This window comes from Caballeronia sp. LZ043 (assembly GCF_031451075.1).
In the GTDB taxonomy this organism is placed as follows: Bacteria; Pseudomonadota; Gammaproteobacteria; order Burkholderiales; family Burkholderiaceae; genus Caballeronia.
The window spans coordinates 513034-537437 of sequence record NZ_JARUXT010000001.1; the positions used below are offsets into that span (position 1 = coordinate 513034).

Consider the following 24404-nt stretch of genomic DNA (forward strand, 5'->3'; position numbering starts at 1 on the left):
GGAATCGTGCGCACAGAATTCGTTTCACCTTTGGAGTCTCACCACAATGCCTCTCGTATCAATGCGTCAACTGCTGGATCACGCAGCCGAAAACGGCTACGGACTCCCGGCGTTCAACGTCAACAATCTGGAGCAGGTCCAGGCCATCATGGCCGCCGCCAGCGAAGTGAACGCGCCCGTCATCATGCAGGCGTCGGCCGGCGCGCGGAAGTATGCGGGCGAAGCCTTCCTGCGCCATCTGATCGAAGCGGCCGTCGAGTCGTATCCGCAGATTCCGGTCGTGATGCACCAGGATCACGGCCAGTCGCCGGCGGTGTGCATGGCCGCGATCCGCTCCGGCTTCACCAGCGTCATGATGGACGGCTCGCTCGAAGCCGACGGCAAGAGCGTCGCGTCCTACGAGTACAACGTCGCGGTGTCGAAGCAGGTCGTGGACTTCTCGCACGCGATCGGCGTCACCGTCGAAGCCGAGCTGGGCGTGTTGGGCTCGCTCGAGACCATGAAGGGCGACAAGGAAGACGGCCACGGCGCCGAAGGCACGATGACGCGCGAACAGCTGCTCACCGACGTCGAGCAGGCCGCCGACTTCGTCAGGCAGACCCAGTGCGATGCACTGGCGATCGCCATCGGCACGTCGCACGGCGCGTACAAGTTCTCCAAGAAGCCGACGGGCGATATCCTCGCCATCGACCGCATCAAGGAAATCCATCAGCGCATCCCGAACACGCACCTGGTGATGCACGGATCGTCGTCGGTGCCGCAGGAACTGCTCGCGCAGATCCGCGAATTCGGCGGCGACATGAAGGAAACCTATGGCGTGCCGGTCGAGGAAATCCAGGAAGGCATCAAGCACGGCGTGCGCAAGGTGAACATCGACACCGACCTGCGTCTCGCGATCACCGGCGCGATCCGCCGCTTCCTGATCGAAAATCCGTCGAAGTTCGACCCGCGCGACTACCTGAAGCCGGCCCGCGAGGCGACCAGGGAAATCGTCCGCCAGCGCTACATGCAGTTCGGCTGCGAAGGCATGGCGGGCAGGATCAAGCCGGTGCCGCTCGAGAAGATCGCCGAGAAGTACAAGTCCGGCGAGCTCGCGCAGATCGTCAAATGACGGCGAATTGAGCGCCCGCTGAGCGTCGCGGTCTTTGTAAAGTAAAATCAACGGGTTCCGGCGACGGGACCCGTTCGCTTTGCCCCGCCGTCCCGGCTTCCGGCCCGCCAGGGTCCGGGGCGGCAGCCCACCTTTCCAGCACTCTTCGGTACACGACGATGTCCACGCTATACGAATCCACGATCAAATCGCTGCCGCTGCTCGGCCGCGGCAAGGTCCGCGACAACTACGCCGTCGGTCAGGACAAGCTCCTGATCGTCACGACCGACCGCCTTTCCGCATTCGACGTCGTGATGGGCGAGCCGATCCCGAACAAGGGCCGCGTGCTGAACACGATGGCCGATTTCTGGTTCGACAAGCTCGGCCACATCGTGCCGAACCACAACACGGGCATCGACCCCGCGACGGTCGTGACGGCGGACGAAGCCGCCCAGCTCGAAGGCCGCGCGGTCGTGGTGAAGCGCCTGGAGCCGATTCTCGTCGAGGCGGTGGTGCGCGGCTATCTCGCCGGCAGCGGCTGGAAGGACTATCAGGCGACGGGCGCGGTGTGCGGCGTCGAACTGCCGCCGGGCCTGCAGAACGCGCAGAAGCTGCCCGAGCCCATCTTTACGCCGGCAGCCAAGGCCGAAATGGGCCATCACGACGAAAACATCACCTACGACGAGATGGAACGGCGCATCGGCACGGAACTGTCGGCGACCATCCGGCGCATTTCCATCCAGCTGTACCAGGAAGCGGCGGAATACGCGGCGACGCGCGGCATCATCATTGCGGACACCAAGTTCGAGTTCGGCCTCGACAACAAGGGCGAACTGTTCCTGATGGACGAAGTGCTGACCGCCGATTCGTCGCGCTTCTGGCCCGCCGACGGCTATCAGGTCGGCACCAATCCGCCGTCCTTCGACAAGCAGTTCGTGCGCGACTGGCTCGAAACCCAGCCGTGGAAGAAGGAACCGCCCGCGCCGAAGCTGCCGGACGACGTGATCGCGAAGACCTCCGAGAAGTATCAGGAAGCGTTGCAGCGCCTGACCGGCCAGACGCTCTCCTGAGGTCGGCGGGAACAGGTCGAGTTTGACTGGCGCCGCTTGCCGGACTGTCTCAGGCGGCGGCGCATGCATTTCAAGGGAAACGGAATGAGCGAAGTACAGACCGGCGCGCATGTGCATGACGCGCCGCTCGTCGGTGTGTTGATGGGTTCCAGTTCCGACTGGGACGTGATGAAGCACGCCGTGGCAATCCTGCAGGAATTCGGCGTGCCTTACGAGGCGAAGGTGGTGTCCGCGCACCGCATGCCGGACGAGATGTTCGTCTACGCGGAGCAGGCGCGCGAGCGCGGCCTGCGCGCGATCATCGCGGGTGCGGGCGGCGCGGCGCATCTGCCGGGCATGCTGGCCGCCAAGACCACGCTGCCGGTGCTGGGCGTGCCGGTGGCGAGCAAGTATCTGAAGGGCGTGGACTCGCTGCACTCGATCGTGCAGATGCCCAAGGGCGTACCGGTCGCGACCTTCGCCATCGGCGAGGCGGGCGCGGCGAACGCGGCGCTGTTCGCGGTCTCGCTCCTGAGCGCCACCGAGGCGAAATTCGCCGATGCGCTCGCGGCGTTCCGCGTGAAGCAGAATCAGGCGGCGCGGGACATGGCGCTGCCGCCGCTGTAAGGACTGTGCGCGCGGCCTGCATGTCGAAAACGGGCCGCGCTCCCACTTATCATCCCGACGACGCTTTCCTGAACCGCTCGCCAGCCCCCCAGCCCCACGATGAACCCACATAACTCCCCGATCTCCCCCATCCTGCCGGGCGCCTGGCTCGGCATGGTGGGCGGCGGCCAGCTCGGCCGCATGTTCTGCTTCGCCGCGCAGTCGATGGGCTATCGCGTCGCCGTCCTCGATCCGGACGCGACGAGTCCCGCCGGCGCCGTCGCGGACCGTCACATCCGCGCCGCCTACGACGACCCGAACGCGCTCACCGAGCTCGGCCGCCTGTGCGCGGCGGTCTCGACGGAATTCGAGAACGTGCCGTCCGCGAGCCTCGAATTTCTAGCGTCCCGCACCTTCGTCAGTCCGGCCGCGAGCTGCGTGGCGATCGCGCAGGATCGCGTGGCGGAAAAGCGCTTCATCGCGCAGGCGGGCGTGCCGGTAGCGCCGCACGTGGTGATCGAATCGACCGAAGCGCTCGCCGCGCTGTCCGACGAGCAACTCGTCGCCGTGCTGCCCGGCATCCTGAAGACGGCGCGTCTCGGCTACGACGGCAAGGGGCAGGTGAACGTGCGCAACGTGCAGGAAGTGCGCGAGGCGCATGCGTCGCTGGCGGGCGTGCCGTGCGTGCTGGAAAAGCGCATGCCGCTCAAGTACGAGGTGTCCGTGCTGATCGCGCGCGGCGGCGACGGCAAATCGGCCGTGTTCCCGCTCGCGCAGAACGTGCACGTCAACGGCATTCTCGCAAAGACGGTCGTGCCCGCGCCCGATGCGTCCGACGCGCTGGTCGCGCAGGCGCAGGACGCGGCGCTGACCATCGCGGCGAAGCTCGGTTATGTGGGCGTGCTGTGCGTGGAGTTCTTCGTGCTGGAAGACGGCTCGCTCATCGCCAATGAAATGGCGCCGCGTCCGCACAATTCCGGGCACTACACGGTCGATGCCTGCGCGACGAGCCAGTTCGAGCAGCAGGTCCGCGCGATGACCGGCATGCCGCTCGGCGACACGCGCCAGCATTCGCCGGCCGCGATGCTGAACCTGCTCGGCGACATCTGGTTCGACGGCGACAAGTCGCGTCCGCCGGCCTGGACCGAGGTCGCGGCGATGCCGGCGGCGCGGCTGCATCTGTACGGCAAGGAAGAGGCGCGGCGCGGGCGCAAGATGGGGCACATCAACTTCACGGCGGCGACGCTCGAGGAAGCGCGCACGGCGGCGCGCGACTGCGCGCGCATGCTGCACATTCCGCTCGACTGAGCCTCACCGAAGCAGCAGGCCATGACCCTCCATTTCCCGAGCGCCGCGCAGATCGACGAGGCAGCCGCCTTGCTCGATGCCGGCGAGCTCGTCGCGTTCCCGACCGAAACGGTCTATGGCCTCGGCGGCGACGCCGAGAATCCGGACGCCATCGCGCGCATCTATGCGGCGAAGGGCCGCCCGGCGAATCATCCGGTGATCGTGCACCTGGCGCCCGAGGCCGATCCCGGCTACTGGGTGCGCGAGCTTCCCGCCGATGCCCGCAAGCTTATCGATGCATTCTGGCCCGGCCCGTTGACGCTGATCCTCAAGCGCGCAGCACATATTCCGGCTGCGGTGAGCGGCGGACAGGATTCGGTGGGCGTGCGGTGTCCGTCGCATCCGGTGGCGCAGCAGCTGCTGTCGGCGTTTCACCGGCGGCGTCTCGGCACCGGGCGGCAGGGCGGCGTGGCGGGGCCGTCGGCGAACCGCTTCGGACACGTCAGCCCGACCACCGCGCAGCACGTGCGCGACGAGTTCAGCGGCGCGGTGCATGTGGTCGACGGCGGTGCGGCGGAGGTCGGGATCGAATCGACGATTCTGGATCTGTCGCGCGGTTTCGCGGCGTTGTTGCGCCCGGGGCACGTCAGTCCGCAACAGATCGCGGACGTGCTGGGCGTGGCGCCGCGCCTGCCCGACGGTTCGGACGCCACCGCGCCGCGCGCATCCGGCACGCTGAAGGCGCACTACGCGCCGCGCACGCCGCTCGCGCTGTTGCCGTTCGCGGCGCTCGCGCCCTTGCTCGCCGCGCAGGACCGGTCGAGCGGCAGGAAGATCGCACTGGTGGCGCGGGCGTCGAGCGCGGGCGAGTGGGCCCATGCGCCGAACGTGCACTTCGTCGCCGCGCCCGAGGATCCGCAAAGCTATGCGCGCGATCTGTACGGCCTGCTGCGCGCGCTCGACCGGGCGAACGTGGAACGTATCCTGATCGAGAAGCTGCCTGAATCGATGGAATGGATTGCGGTCAACGACCGGCTGGGCCGGGCGGCGGCGGCCTTCGAAGCGGACGCCTGACCACATCCGAAGCATCCAAACAAAACCGCCCGGTCGAAATCGACCGGGCGGTTTGTCTTTGAGCGTGGCCTCGCGGCGGGCTTACTTCCCGAGTCCCGATGCCGCGATCGTCTGCTCGGCCTGTTGCGCATAGAGCGCATGCAGGTGCGTGGTCGGATGCACGGTGTCGGCGTACATGTAGGTCTGGTCCGCGCCGGCCTCGGTCTGCACCTGCGGCGAGCAGAACAGCGAAGTCGCGAAGTCCTGCGGGTCAGGCTCGCCGTATTTCGCGGCGGCCGCGGCCATCGCCTGCAGGTTGCACGCGGTGCCCGTGTTCGACACCTTGAAGCCGAGTTGCTGGTAGTTCGCGGTGATCTGCGCGAGCTTCGGCGGCACGTCCAGATAGATGACCTTCGACTTGATCTGCAGCCCTTGCAGCGTCAGGTCGAGCGCGTTGTTGAAGCCCTGCGATGCCGCGGTGAGCGCGCCGCGCGTGACGGCATCGCTCAAGGCGCCCTGCGGCGTCGTACCGATATCCGGCACGTTCGACACCAGCACGTGGGTCGCGCCGTGACTCAGGATCGACGCGACGATGCCGCCCAGCTGCTGCGCGGCCAGTCCGATCGCGGCGAAGGCGTCGGTCTGGCTGATCGCGCCGGCCTTGAGCGCCTGCAGGTTATAGAGGATGTCGTTGGCGCCGCCGTTGACGATGACGAGCTGGTTCGCGTTGAAGCTGCCATGCGCGGCCAGGTAGTTCTGCACCTGTGCCGAGACCGGCACGGTCAGCGCGCCGGCGTAGCTGTTCGGGTCGGTGGCGTGGCCGATGCCCATCGCGTTCGTGACGCGCGAGCCGCCCTGCGCGTAGCCCAGGCCGGTCTGATTCACCGGCGCGACGCCGAAGCCGCCGGTCATGGCCGGGGTCAGCGTGCCGCCGTAGTATTGCGCGACGTTCTGGACCCAGACCTGGCCCGGATTTGTCGTGAAGCGTCCGCCGCCGAAATTGGCCGCCGCGACCGGCGCGTAGGTGCCGACGTCCGACAGGCTGTCGCCGAACGACACCACCTGCAGCTTGACGCCGCCCGCGGGCGTGGAGTTGTTGTCGTCACCGCCGCCGCCGCATGCGGCGAGTGCGGCAATCGCGGCGCAGGCCGTCGCGGCCTGGGTCAGGCGCGTCAGGGCGGCGCGCATCGAGCGTTGCTTCTTCATGGACCTCGTCTCCGTCTTCTGGTGTTTATAGTTCGATCGCGGCGTTCGGGCTTTCTTTCCGGCCCTTTCGCCTCGCCTCGCTACCGCGAGTTTAAGTGATGCAGCGGATCCGGCCCAGGCGGCCGAACGCCGTGCCCGACAGCGTACACGCCGCACGCATTGTTCCGGACTCGACTTCGTAGAAGAAATCTTCGGTAGCCCGGGCTTTGGCCGTGCCTGAGGACGTGCCTGAGGACATGCCTGAGGACGTGCCTGAGGACATGCCTGAGGACGTGCCTGAGGACATGCCTGAGGACGTGCCTGACGACGTGCCTGAGGACGTACCCGCGCGCCGTATATCCGGCCGCTCTCAGTCCTCGACGCCCGCCTTGCGCGCGCCCTCGTAGACCCATTCGAGCAGCGCATCGTGCGCGGCGCGCGCGGCCTCGGCGCGCGGATCGTTGATGAAGCTCACGACCACATAGCTCTCGCCATTCTCCGCGCCGACATAGCCCGCGATGGCGCGCACGTCGCGTAGCGTGCCGGTCTTGATGTGGGCATTGCCGAGCGCGCCCGCGTTGGTGAGGCGGTTGCGCATCGTGCCGTCGACGCCTGCAATCGGCAGCGATTCGATGTACACCTGCGCCACCGGGCTTGCATTCGCGGCCAGCAGCAGGTCGGCGAGCGAGGCCGCGCTGATGTGCTCGTCGCGCGACAGACCCGAGCCGTTGTCGAGCACGAGACCGTTCATCGGCAGCGCGCTGCGGCGCAGGAACGCCTGGATGGCCTGGGAGGATTTAGCGGTAGTCGCGGGCGGCTTGAGTTGCGCCGCGCCGATCGTCAGGAACAGGTTGCGCGCCATCACGTTGTTGCTGAACTTGTTGATGTCACGCACCACATCTGACAGCACCGGGCTGCGATGCGTGCCGACCAGCCGTGCATTCGACGGCGTCGGACCTTCGCGCGTCGTGCCCTGGAAGGTGCCGCCCGCCTGCTTCCACAACGCGAGGAAGCCGCCCGCGAAGAAGGTCGAGTGATCGAGCGCCGCGACGTTGACGGTGCGCGGGCCGCAGCGCAGCGGATAGTCGCCGACGAATGACGCCTGCACGAAGCCGCCCTGGACCTGCGCCACCGAAGGCGAAGCCGCCTGCAACGAGCCGACGCAGGCGCCGCGCGTGACGCGCAGTTCGTTGTCGATCTGCAGTTGCGCGAGCTGCGGCAGCACGTCGATGGCCACCTGTCCGTCCGTGCCCGGCGTGAGCGTGAAGGACAGCGACTTGAACGCGTACAGCAGCGGATCCGGGCCGACGTTATAGGGCGCGGAATCCTCGTTGTCGAAGGCGGGCAGATCGCGCGTGGAGACGTCGAAGTAACGCTTGTCCAGCACCAGCGCGCCGTCGATGCCGTTAATGCCGCTCTTGCGGATCTGCTCGACGAGATCGATCAGTTCCTCGGGCACGAGCTTCGGATCGCCCGTGCCCTGGATATACAGATTGCCGTGCAGCACGCCTTGCGCATCGAGTTCGCCGTCGGCGTAGGCGGTGGTCTTCCAGCGGTAGTCGGGGCCCAGGATCGACAGGCCCGAAAAGGTCGTGACGAGCTTCATCGTGGAGGCGGGCAGCATCGGCTCGTTCGCGTTGATCGCCACGAGCGGCACCGGCGCGCCGACCCGCTGCACGACGACGCTCATCGACGACAGCGGCACATGCGCGCGCGCGAGCGCGGTCATGACCGAGGCGGGCAGCGGGCCGGCGGGCACGCTGATCTTCGCTGCGCGTCCGGCCTTTGCTGCCTGCTTCGAAGACGCGGCGCCCTTCGTGCCTTTGCCGCCCCTGGGCGCCCGTTCCGGCGCATGAGCCTGGGCTTCGGCTTTCGTGCCGCCGCGTGCATAGGCATCGGGCATCGCGCCGAGGGCCACGGCGCCGGCCATGACAGCGAGAGTGAACGGGGCAAGACGGCGGTACACGGAGCGGAAAGCGAGCGGCATGGACGAACGATCGATTCGAAGCGGGTTGGCGGGCAGCGGCTATTGTAGACAAGCTGGCTTGCGAAAATCGTACGAATGGGCTTGAGTTGCGGAGGGTTTCGGCATGCGCGCGACATGGGGCAGCGCCGGGCCGCAGCGCATGCATGACACGCTGTTAAGACCCGCTTAAGCCTGCGCCGGAGCCGCGCGGCTACAATGAACCGCGGCCGAGAGGACCGCTCCACGTAACCACCGATAGACATGTGCCATGCGAATCCTGCTTGTCGAAGATGACCGGATGATCGCCGAAGGCGTGCGCAAGGCGCTGCGCGCGGACGGCTTCGCAGTCGACTGGGTGCAGGACGGCGAGGCCGCGCTCACGGCAGTCGCGGGCGAGCCCTACGACCTGATGCTGCTCGACCTCGGCCTGCCCAGGCGCGACGGCCTCGACGTGCTGAAGACATTGCGCGCGCGCGGCAACGGCTTGCCGGTGCTGGTCGTGACGGCGCGCGACGCCATCGCGGACCGCGTCAAGGGGCTCGACGCCGGTGCGGACGACTACCTCGTCAAGCCGTTCGATCTCGACGAACTCGGCGCCCGCATGCGCGCGCTGATCCGGCGTCACGCGGGCCGCGGCGAGTCGCTCGTGCGGCACGGCGAGCTGGCGCTCGATCCCGTCGGGCACCAGGTGACGCTCGCGGGCAATCCGGTGGCGCTGTCGGCGCGCGAGTTCGCGCTGCTCGAAGCCTTGATGGCGCGTCCCGGCGCGGTGCTCTCCAAGAGCCAGCTCGAGGAAAAGATCTACGGCTGGGGCGAGGAGATCGGCAGCAATACGGTCGAGGTGTACATCCACTCGCTGCGCAAGAAGCTCGGCGCCGATCTGATCCGCAACGTGCGCGGCCTGGGCTACATGGTCGCGAAGGACGCCTGATGCGGTCGATCCGCCGCACGCTGCTCATCTGGCTGCTCGCGCTGGTGATTTTCGGCGTCGGTTTCGCGGGCTGGCTGATCTACCGGCAGGCGCTCGCCGAAGCCAACGAACTCTTCGATTACCAGCTGCAGCAGATCGCGGCGGCGTTGCCGTCGGAGCCGTTTTCGTCGGTGCTCAGTTCACGCAGCGAAAGCGACGAAGGCGTCGTGATCCAGATCTGGAATCGCAATGGCGTGCTGATGTACTACTCGCATCCGCGCGTCCCGCTCGCGCCGCATGCGGAACTCGGCTTCTCCACCGAAACCACGCCGCGCGGCGAATGGCGCGTGTATAGCGCGATCGTCGGCGACAACGTGGTGCAGCTCGCGCAGCCGCTGTCGATCCGCAACCGCGTCGCGGCCGGCGTCGCCTGGCGCACGCTGTGGCCGCTGGTGCTGCTGTTGCCGCTGCTGGGCGTCGCGATCTGGGTCATCGTCGGACGCGGGCTCGCGCCGCTGCGACGCGTGACGCATGCGCTCGACACGCGTCATCCCGAGGCGCTCGATCCGCTCTCCGACCGGCGTCTGCCGCAGGAAGTGCGGCCGGTCGTGCGTGCGCTCAATGCGCTGCTGTCGCGGCTGTCGGCGGCGCTGGACACCCAGAAAGCCTTCGTCGCCGACGCCGCGCACGAGTTGCGCACGCCGCTTGCCGCGGTGCAGATCCAGGCGCAGCTGGTCGGGCGTGCCCAGGACGATGACGCGCGGCGCGAGGCGCTCGCGGACCTCAACGAAGGCATCGCGCGCGCGACGCGGCTTGCCGAGCAGCTGCTCGCGCTGGCGCGGTCGGAGCCGGATGGCCAGGGTGCGGGCGTGACGGTCGACCTGTGCGCGCTGCTGGAAGGCTGCGTGCGCGGTTATGTGCTGGTGGCGCAGGAGCGCGGCGTCGATCTGGGCATCGAGGCGAGCGAGCCGGCGAGCGTCGAGGGCAACCCGGACGCGCTGCGCGTGATGTTCAACAATCTCATCGACAACGCGACCAAATACACGCCGCGCGGCGGCCGCGTGGATGTCTGCCTGAAGGTGCGGGACGGGCGGCCGCTGGTCGAGATTTCGGATACGGGACCGGGCATCCCTCAAGAAGAACGAGAAAGGGTGTTCGACCGCTTTTATCGCGTCGGCGAAGGCGCGGACCGGGCGCGTACCGATGTGGCCGGCAGCGGGCTGGGCCTGGCGATCGTGCGCAGGATCGCCGCTCAGCATGGCACGCGTGTGGAACTCGGGGAATCGCAGGCCGGCGGGTTGAAGGTATCGATCCGGTTCTGAGCATTGGATTGACCGGGTCTGCCGGACAGCGGTTCTTGCTGCTGACCAGCAGTTGGCGTGTTTTATCTTCTGACCGTCAGCGCTTGAATGGTTTCTTTTGGCAGCATTCATGAATGCTGCCTCCATCAGAGAAAGACGAATTTCATATCTCACCGGCGATTTTGAGACTTTACTCATACGCCGCCGGCATCCCGATTCTTAGAATTAAAAAAGCGGCAATCGACGGATTCCTAAAGATCCATCCGAGATCCACCGGAATTCCTGACACCACTCCCGTCTGTTCCAGAGAAGGTCGTCCGACGAGTGATCGGCGTGGGCGAGCGCGCGCTCGTCTGACTGCCCGGCTTCATTTCGAATCTTCCCTCTGTTTCGACATTGAGCGTGTCGCCGATTCATGCCGTCGAGGCGCCCCGGAGAGGCCGGGGTGTTCATAACAAAAAGATTCCTGGGAAAAGAAATGAATTCGAAGTTTGGAGCGTTGTGGGACGGCACCTTCCGGCGTGCCGTGCAGGCATGTGTCGAGGCGCGTGGCGAGGGCAGGCCAGGGCGCATCAGGCGGGTCACGTGTGGAGCGGGAGCGGTCACGTTCTTGCTGTCGGGAAGCGCATGGGCGGATATGTGTGCAAATAGTGGATCGGCCAACTTCAATTACACGTCAGGGAACGTCCTGTCGAACTGCGGATTATGGGGGAGCGGGGACATCATCGGCGACCTGCCTGCCGTCGGCATCTGGAACGCGATGGGCAGCGGCACCACGCAAATCGTTGCTTCGACGACGCAGAAAAAGCTGGCGTTCTCGCCAGGTACGTATATCGCCACGATGACTGACAGCGTGAACGGCGGCGTTTTGCTGTCGGGCATTGCGGCGGGCTTGAGCGGACGGGACGCCATCAATGTCGGTCAATTCAGTCCGATGGTGGCCGCGCTCGGAGGCGGCGCTTCACTCAATGCAACGACGGGTGCTGTCACCGGGCCTTCCTATGCGCTCGCCAGCACTAACCTGATTGCCGGCACGAGCGGCGCGGCGGGCGACATCGGCACGGGATTCTCCAAGGTCGATGCGGCGCTGGGCGCGCTCAACACGTCCGTGGCGAACAACACGACTTCCGTCGCCAATATCACCAATCAGCTCAACAACGGGGGCGTGGGACTGGTGCAGCTGGACGGGGTATTGGGCACCGTGACGGTGGCCAAGAACTCTGTCGGCGCGACGGTCGACATTTCCGGCATCACGGGCACCCGCACGCTGGCGGGCTTGACCAACGGCCTGGTGAACGGCGCGAGCACGCAGGCCGTGAACGGCTCGCAGTTGTTCGCGCTGTCAGGGTCGGCTGCGGCGGCGCTGGGCGGCGGCGCGGCGGTGGGCATCGACGGGACGATCGCGCTGCCTACGTTTACGGTTGGCGGTCTGCCGGTCAACAATGTCGGTGACGCGCTGTCGAACATCGACGCACGCACGACCCAGAACCTGGTGGACATTGGCGACATCAGTGCGCAGATCAACATCGGTGCAATTGGGCTGGTGCGGCAGGATCCGCTGACGCGCAAGATCACCGTTGCAGGCGCCTCCGATGGTGCGACGGTTGATTTCACTGGCCTCGCGGGCGCGCGTACGCTGATGGGATTGGCCGATGGCGCGGTGAACGGCGGAAGCACGGAAGCAGTGAACGGGTCGCAGCTTTTTGCGGTTTCAAGTTCGGCGGCGGCGGCGTTGGGTGGTGGCTCGTCCGTGGATGCGAACGGGCTGGTGACGATGCCGGCTTATTCGCTTGGCGGTCAGTCCGTGCAAGGGGTTGAGGCGGCGTTCGCCAACATTGATGGGCGCACGACGCAGAACACCACGGACATCAGCACGATCAACACGCAGATCAGCGACGGCACGATCGGACTGGTGCAGCAGGACGTTGCTTCGCGCGTCATTACCGTGGCGAAAGACACTGACGGCGCGGTGGTCGATTTCACTGGATCGGCGGGCGCGCGTACGCTGATGGGGGTGGCGAACGGTGCGGTGAACGGTGGAAGCAATGAAGCCGTCAACGGCTCGCAACTCTTTGCGGCTTCGGCTTCAGCCGCAGCCGCGTTGGGCGGCGGGTCATCCGTAGACATAAACGGCCTGGTCACGATGCCGACCTACACCCTTAACGGTCAACCTGTGCAAGGGGTAGAGGCAGCATTCACCAACCTCGACGGCCGCACGATACAAAACACCGGCGACATCACGAACAACACGGCCGCGATCAACAACATCACGAATCAGATCAACAACGGCACGGTGGGCCTGGTTCAACAAGACCCGGCAACGCGCACGATCACGGTTGGCAAGGACGCGCACGGCTCGGTGGTCGATTTCAGTGGATCGGGAGGTGCGCGCACACTGATGGGCGTGGCGAACGGCTCGGTGAATGGCGGAAGCACGGAAGCCGTGAACGGGTCGCAACTCTTCGCAACTGCCAATTCGGCCGCAGCCGCGCTGGGCGGCGGCGCATCCGTAGACGCCAACGGCCTGGTCACGATGCCGACCTACACCCTCAACGGTCAATCCGTGCAAGGCGTGGAGGCGGCATTCACGAACCTCGACGGACGCACGACGCAAAACACCACGGACATCAGCACGATCAACACGCAGATCAGCAACGGAACGATCGGACTGGTGCAGCAGGACGCCGTCTCGCGCGTCATCACGGTGGCGAAAAGCACCGATGGCACCGTGGTCGATTTCACGGGTATGGGCGGGGCGCGCACGCTGACGGGCGTGGCGAACGGTGCAGTGGACAGCGCGAGCAAGCAAGCCGTGAACGGTTCGCAACTCCACGGTCTCGCGAATTCCACGGCCGCAGCGCTGGGCGGAGGCTCCTCCGTGGACGCCAACGGCGCGGTCAGTCAGCCAGCCTACACCCTCAGTGGCCAATCCGTGCAAGGCGTAGAAGCCGCATTCACCAACCTCGACGGCCGCACGTCGCAAAACACGTCGAACATTTCAAACTTGCAGGTGAACGTCGCGAACAACACCGCCGCCATCGAGAAAAACACGACCGATATCGCCGACATCACCACTCAGATCAACAGCGGCACCGTCGGTCTTGTCCAGCAGGATCCGGTTTCGCGCAAGATCACGGTGGCGCAGAACGCCAACGGCACGGTCGTCGACGTGACCGGTAGCGAAGGCACGCGCACGGTCACGGGCGTATCGGCAGGCACGCTTTCCGCCGACAGCACCGAGGCCGTGAACGGCTCCCAGTTGTGGACGACGAACCAGCAAATCGCCGACATCACGTCGCGAGTGCAAAACTTTGCGGGCGGCGGCAGCGGCACGGTGATCGCCGCGCAGACCAACGACACACCCGCTGTCGCCAGCGGCACGGATTCCACCGCAATCGGCAACGGCGCCAATGCTTCCGGCAACAATGCGGTCGCACTGGGCAGCGGTTCGGTTGCCGATCAGGACAACACCGTGTCGATCGGCGCACAGGGCAAGGAACGCCGTGTGACCAACGTGGCGCCGGGCGTGAACGGAACCGATGCCGTCAACATGAACCAGTTGGGCGCAATGCAGAACAGCGTCAACACCGTGGCGCGTCAGGCTTTCGCCGGCGTCGCCGCCGCGATGGCCATGCCGAACCTGACGCCGAGCGCGCCAGGCAAGACCGTCGTTGCAGTGGGCGTGGGCAACTACAAGGGCTACACGGCAGTCGGGCTCGGCGGCACGTATCGTTCGGAAAACAATCGCTGGCTCGTGAACGGCGCCGCGTCGATCACACCGCACGGCGACACCGGCGTACGGGGGCAGGTGGGCTATGAGTTCTGAGCATCGTTGCATGAAACAGTCGGCTGTAATCAGACAGTAAAGCAGTTCGAAGCAAACGGTCGGCGGTGCGAAGGACGGCAGCCTTGACGGGCTGCCGTCCGAACCTTTTCTGATGCAATTCCAAGCCGGACACAACCACGCCCAGCCCCTCATGAACTTTAAGAAAGCTTTAAGCGACACCCCGTAATCTTGCTCCATCGAAATAGCGCGCTCCAGAAGAGCGCATCCCTCGTCAGGAGCACACGATGAACGCAAAGATCCTCACCCGTAGCGCCGTTGCAGCGGCGGTTGCCGTCGCCTTGTCAGCGGGCTATGTGGCCGGCCATAACAACGTGCCTGCTCCGCAGGTGATTTCGCCGGCTTCCGCGGCCATGATGCCCGCCGAAGCCGCCGCCAAGACCGGCATTCCCGACTTCTCGGGTCTCGTGGAGACTTACGGCCCGGCCGTCGTGAACATCAGCGCCAAGCATGTCGTGAAGCAGACGTCCAATCGTCGCAACATGAACCAGGTGCCGATGGATCCCGACGATCCTTTCTATCAGTTCTTCAAGCGCTTCGGCGGCGTGCCCGGCATGGGCGGCGGCGACGGCGGCCAGGGCGCCGATCGTCCGAGCGAAGGACTGGGATCCGGCTTCATCGTGTCGAGCGACGGCTACATCCTGACGAACGCGCACGTCGTCGACAACGCCAACATTGTCACCGTCAAGCTCACGGACAAGCGCGAGTACCGCGCGAAAGTCATCGGCGCGGACAAGCAGTCCGATGTCGCCGTGCTGAAGATCGACGCGAAGAATCTTCCCACCGTCAAGATCGGCGATCCGAACGGCAGCAAGGTCGGCCAGTGGGTCGTGGCAATCGGCTCGCCGTACGGGTTCGACAACACAGTGACCTCGGGCATCATCAGCGCGAAGTCGCGCGCGTTGCCCAACGAGAACTACACGCCGTTCATCCAGACCGACGTGCCGGTGAATCCGGGCAACTCGGGCGGACCGCTCTTCAATTTGCAGGGCGAAGTCATCGGCATCAACTCGATGATCTACTCGCAGACCGGCGGCTTCCAGGGCCTTTCGTTCGCGATCCCGATCAACGAAGCCATCAAGGTGAAGGACGCGCTCATCAAGACGGGTCACGTCGATCGCGGCCGGCTCGGCGTGACGGTGCAGGGCATGAACCAGACCCTGGCCAACTCGTTCGGCATGAAGTCGCCGCAAGGCGCCTTGGTGAGCTCGGTGGAACCGGGCGGCCCGGCCGCGAAGGGCGGCCTGCAACCGGGCGACGTGATCACCGCGCTGAACGGCGTGGCCGTCTCGGATTCGACGTCGCTGCCGTCGCAGGTCGCAGGCCTTGCGCCGGGCACGTCCGCGAAGGTCACGGTGTGGCGCGACAAGGGATCGAAGGACCTGAGCGTCACGATCGGCGCGCTGAAGGACGCCAAGACCGCCAGCGCGGACACCAAGGGCGACGACGACGCCGGTGCGCAGGATGCCCGCCTGGGCGTCGCGGTGCGGCCGCTCACGCCGGACGAAAAGCAGAGCGATTCGCTCTCGCGCGGGCTGCTCGTGCAGCAATCGAACGGCGCGGCGGCCAATGCGGGCATTCAGGCCGGCGACGTGATCCTGGCCGTCAACGGCCAGCCGGTGACGTCGGTGCAGCAGTTGAAGACCATGGTGTCGCACGCCGGCGACAGCATCGCGCTCCTGATCCAGCGCGACAACGCGCAGATCTTCGTGCCGGTCGACCTCGGCTGAGCCCGCGCTCCAGCATCGTGTCCGCGCCGCGGGCACGATGCATGCTCACCTGTTCCCCGGTGCCCTATCGCGTGAAACCGGTTGAAACCGGCGCATCGGGCGTGACGTCGCCATGACACCAGTGCAGTCTTCGGGCGTCGCGACATCGACAAAAAGGAGCAAGACATGACTAGCAAAATCACGGGCAAACTCACCGCTGCGCTGCTCACGGCGGCCTTGGGCGCAGGCATGACAGGCGGCGCGTGGGCGCAAGCCCCGGGCGCAACCACGGGCGGCAACACGGCCGATCAATCGAGCGCCGGCAATACCAACGGCGGCGGCCTGCCGCAAGTCCAGCAGCAGGGCGACGTGTCCTACACGTCAGGCGGCGTCGGGCTCGACGAATCGCACGCGTTGATCCGCGAGCAGGCGCACTGGCCGCTGTCGCTGCGCTTCACCGGACCGACCGCCGATTACCTTTCGGGCGTGCGTGTGCGCATCGTCGGCGGGAAGGGCGGCGAGGTGCTGAACACCGAATCGATGGGCCCTTACATGCTCGTAAAACTGCCGCCGGGCAGCTATACGGTGTACGCGAAGTACAAGGATCAGGAAAAGAAGCAGTCCGTCAGCGTGGCGGGTCCGGGCAAGGCCAAGGCGGCCTTCCACTGGAGCATTCAGTAAGCGATCAGGACAGCTGCCCGGGATAGCTGCAGGAGGGAGACAGGCCGTCGAAAACGCGCGCCACCCGGCCGGGGCAGTTTGTCCCATAATGAAGTCACGAGCGTCGGTCAGCAGGCGGGCGCTCGTGGCTTTTTCGTTTTCGGACGCCACGCAGGAGGCGCATCACGATGGGCACGGAACTGAACGACGCACATGACGCGGCGCATCGCATCGAGATCACGCCGAACAGCCGGCGCTGTCGCGTGATCCATCAGGGCGTCACGTACGCCGATACGCACGCTTCTTTCACGCTCCATGAAGGCGGCACTGACAAAGTGCATTATTTCCCGCGCGCCGACGTGAACATGGCGCGGCTGGAGCGCTCGATTCACGTGACGCATTGCCCGTTCAAGGGCGAGGCCACGCACTATCATCTGCTGACAGAAGACGGTCCGGTCGAAAACGCCGCCTGGAGTTACGAGGCGCCGCTCGACGCCGCAGCGAAGATCAAGGGCTATCTTGCGTTCTATCACGGACGTGTCGATCGCATCGACGAAACGTCCTAGGCGGGCATCCGTACAGACAGCTTTCCATCCACTCGGCGATAACGGACGCATGCGTTTCCCGGCCCGGAGGCTTGCATGGAAGTCACCGATGCGTTTCGCGTTCCGCTCGACCCGGATCACGTCCGGGAGGCGCTGGGCGATCTCGCGCTGGTCCGCGCCAGTCTCGACAATTGCGAATCCTTCACGCGCACTCCGGGCGGCGAGTACGCGCTGACGCTGATCGTGCCGCTTGGCGCGTTGCGTGCGCGTTACGCGATTCGCGCGCACCTGGCCGGGCGCACGCGTGAAGCGGCTCACGAGGAAGGCGCGCCCACCGGCGGCAACGAAGACGCGGGCGCCGGCTACGCGCGCACGCTAAGCTTCAAGGCGCGCGGAGAGGGCGTGGGCTCGCTGCGCGGACAGATCGCGGTGACGCTGAATCCGGAGGACGAGGGCCGTTCGACCTGGATCGAATACACGGTCTGGGCGACGATTTCGGGTCCGCTCGCGGGCCTGCCGCCGCGGCAGATCGAGAATGCGCTGCGCGAAGGCGCCGACGATTTCTTCGCTGAATTCTGCGAAGTGGTGCGGGCGAAGCACGGCTTTGCGTCGCTGCGCGCTGCGGACGGCGATACGCCGCGACGCCACGTGTTCCTGCGCCCGGGCGCGATGTCGACGGTATTGTCGCGACGCCCCGGCGCGACACGCAGCCTCGCCGCGGACCCGCACGCGAGCGGCGTGCTGCGGCATCGTCTGCATGGTCAGGCGTTCGGGCATCGCGAGCGCGACCATTCGCATGATCCGCATCCGCTCGGCCTGCCTGCCTGGGCCTGGGCGGCGATGCTCGTGTGCGTCGCGCTGTTCGCGTTCGTGGCGCAGTACGTCGGGCTGCAGTAAGGCAGGCCGCATGAGCGCCGATCGGACGCATCGGCGACAATGCGCCGGTCCAACCCGCGCTTATCCGCCGAGGAGCCGAACATGCCGCGCCGCGCCCTGATCGTCATCGACGTGCAGAACGAGTACGTCACCGGCAATCTGCCGATCGAATATCCCGATGTGAACGTGTCGCTCGCCAACATCGGCCGGGCGATGGATGCCGCCGAAAAGCACGGCGTGCCGGTCGTCGTCGTGCAGAACTTTGCGCCTGCCAGCGCGCCCATCTTCGCGCGCGGTTCCGCGCTGGCCGACCTGCACGAGACGGTGGCGTCGCGGCCGCGCGCGCATTACGTCGAGAAGTCGCTGCCGAGCGCATTCGCCGGCACCGATCTCGCCGACTGGCTGAGCGCCCGTGAGATCGACACGCTCGTGATCGCGGGCTACATGACCCACAATTGCGACGATTCCACCGTCAAGCACGCGGTGCATGCAGGCCTTGCCGTGGAGTTTCTCGCCGACGCCACCGGCGCCGTGCCCTACGAAAACCGCGCGGGAAGGGCGAGCGCGGAGGAGATCCATCGGGTCTTCACGGTGGTGATGCAGTCGCGTTTCGCCGCCGTGCTCGATACCGCCGAGTGGCTCGCCGCGCTGGAAAGCGGCGAGCCGCCCGCGCGCGACAACATCTACGCGTCGAACCAGCGGGCGCGCGCCGCGAGGTAACGCGACCTCAGGCGCTGGCCGGCAGCAGCAGGGCCGCGCTGGAGCGCAAAGCGTCGAAGCTGGCGTCGATGAGCGCTTCGGCATCGCGCTCCGGATCGACGAGGTCGGGCAACATCAGCGAGTCGTGCAGGATGCCCGTGAAGAGGCAGTGCAGCATGGTCGTGGCGCGGCGGGTGTCGAGCCGGGCGGGCAACTGCTGCTTGTCGACGGCATTGCGCAGCGCCCGCTCGATGCGCTCCATGCCGTCGCGCATGTTGTTCTGATGGCGCTCGCGCACCGGCCCCATCTCCTCGACGAATTCACACTTCATGAACAGGATGTCGAAGACGCGGCGGCGCTGCGCGTCCGTCGTGATGTTGTGCATGCACCAGACGAACAAAGCCCGCAGGCGCGCAAGCGGATCTTCTTCCTTGCCGTCCAGCGTGGCTTCGATGAGTTCGTCGAGCGGCAGCAGGCTGCGGTCGAACATCGCGTTGAAGAGGTCGCCCTTGTTGGCGAAGTGCCAGTAGATTGCGCCGCGCGTGACGCCCGCCGCCTGCGCGATGTCCGCCAGCGTCGTACGCGACACGCCTTTTTCGTAGAAGACCCGCTCGGCCGCGTCCAGAACGCGATTGCGCGTGGCCTGCGCTTCTTCCTTGGTTCGTCTGACCATATCGTCCGGTCCGTGGACCGTGTGCTCCAGATGCTGCCATGAAAGCCGCGCACGAAACGCGGCGATGTCGAAGGTTTGTCGTACGTAATCGATTCCCCGAGCGGATTTCTCTCGCGGCTTATCAGGAGAAACACGTACAGTTTTTTACATTCATTCGTGAATGTATATACAATACCACCCGTCGACCGATAGCCCAAGTAGCAGACCGCGAGTAGTATCCGAACCTAGCTTTCATTTCGATTGCCGTTCTGGCCGTCCATGGCCTCGAGGCGGCGCTCCACGAGCGTCGCGCACGGAATTGTGAAAGCCCGGCCGCTGGCCGGCGGTTGCGCTCACTGGTCTCACTGGTTGGTTATTGGTCAGCGTCTTGCGACGCTCGTGCGCGGCATTGCCCGGGGAAGGCCGCCGCGCACCCACTTCACTCTCAGTCTTAGACAGAGGTCGCTCCATGCGTGTCGAACGGGTACCACTCCGCTTAATCACCGCCGCGACGGCTGCCATGTTCCTGGCGGCGTGCGGGCAAAAACAGTCAGCCCCTCCTCCGCAGACGCCGGAAGTCGGCATCGTCACCGTCCAGCCGACGAGCGTGCCGGTCGTCGCCGATCTGCCGGGCCGCACCAGCGCTTTCCTGGTCGCGCAAGTGCGCGCGCGGGTCGACGGCATCGTGCTGCGCCGTGAATTCACCGAAGGCTCCGACGTCAAGGCCGGCCAGCGTCTCTACAAGATCGATCCGGCGCCTTACATCGCCGCGCTGAACAACGCCAAGGCCACGCTTGCAAAGGCGCAGGCGAACGTCGCGACGCAGAACGCGCTGGTGCAGCGCTACAAGGTGCTGGTCGCGGCCAACGCGGTGTCGAAGCAGGACTACGACAACGCCGTGGCGACCCAGGGCCAGGCCGTCGCGGATGTCGCGGCGGGCAAGGCGGCCGTCGATACCGCGCAGATCAACCTCGGCTACACCGACGTGCTTTCGCCGATCTCCGGCCGCACCGGCCTGTCGCAGGTGACGCCGGGCGCGTACGTGCAGGCGAGCGCCGCGACGCTGCTCACGACCGTGCAGCAACTCGATCCGATCTACGTCGATCTGACGCAGTCGAGCGTCGAGGGTCTCAAGCTGCGCAGGCAGATCCAGGAAGGGCGTCTGCAGACCGAGGGCATTCACGCGGCGAAGGTCACGCTGGTGCTCGAGGACGGCCGCAACTACACCGAGCAGGGCAAGCTGCAGTTCTCCGACGTGAGCGTCGACCAGAGCACCGGTTCGGTCACGATCCGCGCGATCTTCCAGAACAAGGACCGCGTGCTGCTGCCGGGCATGTTCGTGCGCGCGCGCATCCAGGAAGGCATGAACGACCACGCGCTGGTCGTGCCGCAGATCGGCATCACGCATGACCAGAAGGGCACGCCGACCGCGCTCGTCGTCAACAAGGACGACAAGGTCGAACTGCGCCAGCTCGTCACCGGCGGCACCAGCGGCAACAACTGGGTGGTCGACAGCGGCCTGAACCCGGGCGACCGCGTGATCGTGAACGGTGTCGAGAAGGCCAAGCCGGGCATGCAGGTGAAGCCGGTCGCCGCCCAGTTCCCGTATCCGGCATCCGGTGCGCAGGCGGCATCGGCGCCGGCGGCGTCCGATGCACAAGGCGCACAAGGCGCACAAGGCACGCAGGGCGCGTCGGCTCCGGCAAACGGCAGCGGCGCACAGCCGGCTTCGGCCTCGGCCGCCTCCGCTGCGTCAGGCGCGCAATAAAAGGGAGCCTGTTACATGGCAAAGTTTTTTATCGATCGACCTATCTTCGCGTGGGTGATCGCGATCATCCTGATGCTGGCGGGGATGGCCTCGATCTTCACGCTGCCGGTCGCACAGTACCCGACCATCGCGCCGCCCGCGATCCAGATCAGCGCGTCGTATCCGGGCGCATCGGCGAGCACGGTGGAAAACACCGTGACGCAGGTGATCGAGCAGCAGATGACCGGCCTCGACCACTTGCTGTATCTGTCGTCGACTTCCGATGACTCGGGCACGGCCACCGTCACGCTGACCTTCGCGGCGGGCACCAACCCCGACATCGCGCAGGTGCAGGTGCAGAACAAGCTGCAGCTCGCGACGCCGCTCCTGCCGCAGGTCGTGCAGCAGCTCGGCACCAAGGTCACGAAGTCGAGTTCTTCGTTCCTGCTGGTGCTCGCCTTCGTGTCCGAAGACGGCAGCATGAACAAGTACGACCTCGCGAACTACGTGGCGTCGAACATAGCGGATCCGCTCTCGCGTCTCGACGGCGTCGGCACCACCACGCTGTTCGGCTCGCAGTACGCGATGCGCGTCTGGCTCGATGCAACCAAGCTCACGAACTACTCGCTCACGCCGGTGGACGTGAAGAACGCCATCACCAACCAGAACGTGCAGGTGGCGGCGGGCGCGCTCGGCGGCACGCCGTCGGTGCCGGGGCAGATGTTGCAGGCAACCATCACGGAAGCCACGCTGCTGCGCACGCCCGAGCAGTTCGGCGACATCCTGCTGAAGGTGAACCAGGACGGCTCGCAGGTGCGCCTGAAGGACGTGTCGCACATCGAGCTCGGCGGCGAAAACTACAACTTCGACACCAAGTACAACGGTCAGCCGACGGCGGGCTTCGGTATCCAGCTCGCCACCGGCGCGAACGCGCTGGCCACGGCGAAGGCGGTCCGCGCGAAGGTCGACGAGCTGTCGAAGTACTTCCCGCACGGTCTCGTCGTCAAGTATCCGTATGACACGACGCCGTTCGTGCGCCTGTCGATCGAGGAAGTGGTCAAGACGCTGATCGAAGGCATCGTGCTGGTGTTCCTCGTGATGTATCTGTTCCTGCAGAACCTGCGGGCCACGATCATCCCGACCATCGCCGTGCCGGTGGTGCTGCTCGGCACCTTCGCGATCATGTCGGCGGTGGGCTTCTCCATCAATGTGCTGTCGATGTTCGGCCTCGTGCTTGCCATCGGCCTGCTGGTGGACGATGCGATCGTGGTCGTGGAGAACGTCGAGCGGGTGATGTCCGAGGAGCACTTGTCTCCACGCGAGGCCACCCGCAAGGCGATGGACCAGATCACCGGCGCGCTGATCGGCGTGGCGCTGGTGCTGTCGGCGGTGTTCGTGCCGGTGGCGTTCTCGGGCGGCTCGGTGGGCGCGATCTACCGGCAGTTCTCGCTGACGATCGTGGCCGCGATGGTGCTGTCCGTGATGGTCGCGCTGGTGCTGACGCCGGCGCTGTGCGCGACGATCCTGAAGCCGCATCCGGAAGGGCACACGGGCGAGAAGAAGGGTTTCTTCGGCTGGTTCAACCGCAACTTCAACAAGAGCCAGGACAAGTATCACAAGGGCGTGCAGCACGTGATCCGGCGCTCGGGCCGCTGGCTGATCATCTATATCGTGGTGATCGTCGCGGTGGGCATGCTGTTCCTGCGTCTGCCGAAGTCGTTCCTGCCCGATGAAGACCAGGGCACGATGTTCGTGCTCGTGCAGGCGCCGGCCGGTTCCACGCAGGAGTACACCGCGCACGTGCTGAAGGACGTGCAGGACTATCTGCTGAAGGACGAGAAGTCGATCGTCGAGTCGGTGTTTACGGTGAACGGCTTCTCGTTCGCGGGCCGCGGCCAGAACTCCGGTCTCGTGTTCGTGCGGATGAAGGACTACGCGGACCGCCAGCACAGCGACCAGAAGGTGCAGGCGCTGGTCGGGCGGATGTTCATGCACTTCGCGCCCTACAAGGACGCGATGATCTTCCCGGTCAATCCGCCTTCGATTCCCGAACTCGGCACGGCGGCGGGCTTCGACTTCGAGCTGCAGGATCGCGCGGGGATGGGGCACGCGAAGCTGATGGAAGCGCGCAACATGCTGCTCGGCATGGCGGCGAAGGACCCGATGCTCGCGCAGGTGCGTCCGAACGGCCTGAACGACACGCCGCAGTTCAAGGTGAACGTCGACCGGGAGAAGGCGAACGCGCTGGGCGTGGCGGTGACGGACATCGACCAGACTTTCTCGATTGCCTGGGCGTCGCAGTACGTAAACAACTTCCTCGACGTCGACAACCGGATCAAGAAGGTCTACGTGCAGGGCGATGCCCAGTTCCGCATGACGCCGGACGACCTGAACAAGTGGTACGTGCGCAATGCCTCCGGAACCATGGTGCCGTTCGGCGCATTCGGGACCGGCGAATGGATCTACGGTTCGCCGAAGCTCGAGCGTTACAACGGTATCTCGGCGATGGAAATCCAGGGCGCGGCCGCGGCGGGCAAGTCGACCGGCCAAGCCATGACGGCGATGGAAGCGATCGCGGCGAAGCTGCCGGCGGGTATCGGCTACGAGTGGACGGGCCTGTCGTATCAGGAACGCCAGTCGGGTTCGCAGGCGCCGATCCTGTACGGCATCTCGATCCTCGTCGTGTTCCTGTGTCTCGCGGCGCTGTATGAAAGCTGGTCGATCCCGTTCTCGGTCATCATGGTGGTGCCGCTGGGCGTGCTCGGCGCGCTGCTTGCCGCGACGCTGCGCGGGCTGGAGAACGACGTGTTCTTCCAGGTCGGGCTGTTGACGACGGTGGGTCTGTCGGCGAAGAACGCGATTCTGATCGTGGAATTCGCGCGGGAGTTGCGCATGCAGGGCATGTCGACCGTGGAAGCGGCGATGGAAGCGGCACGGCTGCGGCTGCGCCCGATCCTGATGACCTCGCTCGCGTTCATTCTCGGCGTGATGCCGCTCGCGATCAGCAACGGCGCGGGTTCGGCGAGCCAGCACGCGATCGGCACGGGCGTGATCGGCGGGATGCTGACCGCGACCTTCCTTGCCATCTTCATGATCCCGATGTTCTTCGTCGTGATCTCGAAGTTCAGCAAGAGCAAGGATGTGGCCTCGCCGGGTTCGGGCGGTTTCGATGGTCCGCATGGCGACTCGCACGGCCCGGATGCATCGAATAAGGAAGGACATTGA

The 24404-nt window shown here is 65.8% G+C and carries 18 protein-coding genes; 15 read left to right on the forward strand and 3 right to left on the reverse strand.

The features are described 5' to 3' along the window. Window positions 1-46 precede the first annotated feature (46 nt). The 5 genes from fba (at window position 47) to QCE64_RS02390 (ending at window position 5106) form a co-directional block, all read left to right on the forward strand. Complete coding sequence (gene fba / locus QCE64_RS02370; protein WP_309913995.1) at window positions 47-1111, forward strand: class II fructose-bisphosphate aldolase; 1065 nt, start codon at window positions 47-49, stop codon at window positions 1109-1111. 158 nt (window positions 1112-1269) lie between these two features. Then, complete coding sequence (locus QCE64_RS02375; protein WP_309913999.1) at window positions 1270-2160, forward strand: phosphoribosylaminoimidazolesuccinocarboxamide synthase; 891 nt, start codon at window positions 1270-1272, stop codon at window positions 2158-2160. 84 nt (window positions 2161-2244) lie between these two features. Continuing rightward, on the forward strand, window positions 2245-2766 hold the full coding sequence (gene purE / locus QCE64_RS02380) for a 5-(carboxyamino)imidazole ribonucleotide mutase (protein WP_309914002.1): 522 nt from the start codon (window positions 2245-2247) through the stop codon (window positions 2764-2766). Window positions 2767-2865: 99 nt separating this feature from the next. Next, window positions 2866-4053 carry a 5-(carboxyamino)imidazole ribonucleotide synthase gene (locus tag QCE64_RS02385; RefSeq protein WP_310002562.1) on the forward strand — a complete coding sequence of 396 codons (1188 nt, stop codon included), beginning with the start codon at window positions 2866-2868 and terminating at the stop codon, window positions 4051-4053. A gap of 21 nt (window positions 4054-4074) precedes the next feature. Next, window positions 4075-5106, forward strand: coding sequence for an L-threonylcarbamoyladenylate synthase (locus tag QCE64_RS02390; RefSeq protein WP_310002563.1), 1032 nt, complete (start codon window positions 4075-4077; stop codon window positions 5104-5106). 81 nt (window positions 5107-5187) lie between these two features. On the opposite strand, the gene QCE64_RS02395 is transcribed toward QCE64_RS02390, so the two are convergent. Together QCE64_RS02395 and dacB are read right to left on the reverse strand one after the other, a co-directional pair. Next, the gene (locus QCE64_RS02395; RefSeq protein WP_309914010.1) at window positions 5188-6291 is read right to left on the reverse strand and encodes an SGNH/GDSL hydrolase family protein; all 1104 of its coding nucleotides are present in this window, start codon (window positions 6289-6291) and stop codon (window positions 5188-5190) included. Between the two features lie 349 nt (window positions 6292-6640). After that, window positions 6641-8257 carry a D-alanyl-D-alanine carboxypeptidase/D-alanyl-D-alanine-endopeptidase gene (gene dacB, locus QCE64_RS02400; protein WP_310002564.1) on the reverse strand — a complete coding sequence of 539 codons (1617 nt, stop codon included), beginning with the start codon at window positions 8255-8257 and terminating at the stop codon, window positions 6641-6643. A 247-nt stretch (window positions 8258-8504) separates the two neighbouring features. Between dacB and QCE64_RS02405 the strand changes: the two genes are divergently transcribed. The 8 genes from QCE64_RS02405 to QCE64_RS02440 all read left to right on the forward strand — a co-directional run bounded on the left by QCE64_RS02405 (window position 8505) and on the right by QCE64_RS02440 (window position 18801). Then, on the forward strand, window positions 8505-9167 hold the full coding sequence (locus QCE64_RS02405; RefSeq protein WP_309807361.1) for a response regulator: 663 nt from the start codon (window positions 8505-8507) through the stop codon (window positions 9165-9167). Further along, a complete protein-coding gene (locus QCE64_RS02410; protein ID WP_309807362.1) occupies window positions 9167-10468 on the forward strand; it encodes an ATP-binding protein in 1302 nt (433 codons plus the stop codon). Before QCE64_RS02405 ends, QCE64_RS02410 begins: the two co-directional genes overlap by 1 nt. A 457-nt stretch (window positions 10469-10925) precedes the next feature. Further along, window positions 10926-14273, forward strand: coding sequence for a YadA-like family protein (locus tag QCE64_RS02415; protein WP_310002565.1), 3348 nt, complete (start codon window positions 10926-10928; stop codon window positions 14271-14273). A gap of 245 nt (window positions 14274-14518) precedes the next feature. Beyond that, entirely contained in the window at window positions 14519-16021 is a 1503-nt protein-coding gene (locus QCE64_RS02420) for a DegQ family serine endoprotease (RefSeq protein ID WP_309914016.1), read from the forward strand. Window positions 16022-16186: 165 nt separating this feature from the next. Further along, complete coding sequence (locus tag QCE64_RS02425; RefSeq protein ID WP_310002566.1) at window positions 16187-16681, forward strand: carboxypeptidase regulatory-like domain-containing protein; 495 nt, start codon at window positions 16187-16189, stop codon at window positions 16679-16681. Between the two features lie 167 nt (window positions 16682-16848). Continuing rightward, complete coding sequence (locus QCE64_RS02430; protein ID WP_309914022.1) at window positions 16849-17226, forward strand: DUF427 domain-containing protein; 378 nt, start codon at window positions 16849-16851, stop codon at window positions 17224-17226. Window positions 17227-17301: 75 nt separating this feature from the next. Further along, window positions 17302-18102: an SRPBCC domain-containing protein gene (locus QCE64_RS02435; protein WP_309929264.1), complete on the forward strand. Its 801-nt coding sequence runs from the start codon at window positions 17302-17304 to the stop codon at window positions 18100-18102. Between the two features lie 81 nt (window positions 18103-18183). Beyond that, a complete protein-coding gene (locus tag QCE64_RS02440) occupies window positions 18184-18801 on the forward strand; it encodes a cysteine hydrolase family protein (RefSeq protein ID WP_309914028.1) in 618 nt (205 codons plus the stop codon). A 7-nt stretch (window positions 18802-18808) separates the two neighbouring features. Here the strand turns inward: QCE64_RS02440 and QCE64_RS02445 are convergent, their stop codons facing one another. Beyond that, window positions 18809-19453 (reverse strand): TetR family transcriptional regulator, encoded by a 645-nt coding sequence (locus QCE64_RS02445; protein ID WP_310002567.1) that lies wholly within the window; start codon window positions 19451-19453, stop codon window positions 18809-18811. Window positions 19454-19901: 448 nt separating this feature from the next. Here QCE64_RS02445 and QCE64_RS02450 point away from each other — a divergent pair, with 448 nt between their 5' ends. Next, entirely contained in the window at window positions 19902-21200 is a 1299-nt protein-coding gene (locus QCE64_RS02450; RefSeq protein ID WP_310002568.1) for an efflux RND transporter periplasmic adaptor subunit, read from the forward strand. Between the two features lie 15 nt (window positions 21201-21215). Continuing rightward, a complete protein-coding gene (locus QCE64_RS02455) occupies window positions 21216-24404 on the forward strand; it encodes an efflux RND transporter permease subunit (protein ID WP_309914036.1) in 3189 nt (1062 codons plus the stop codon).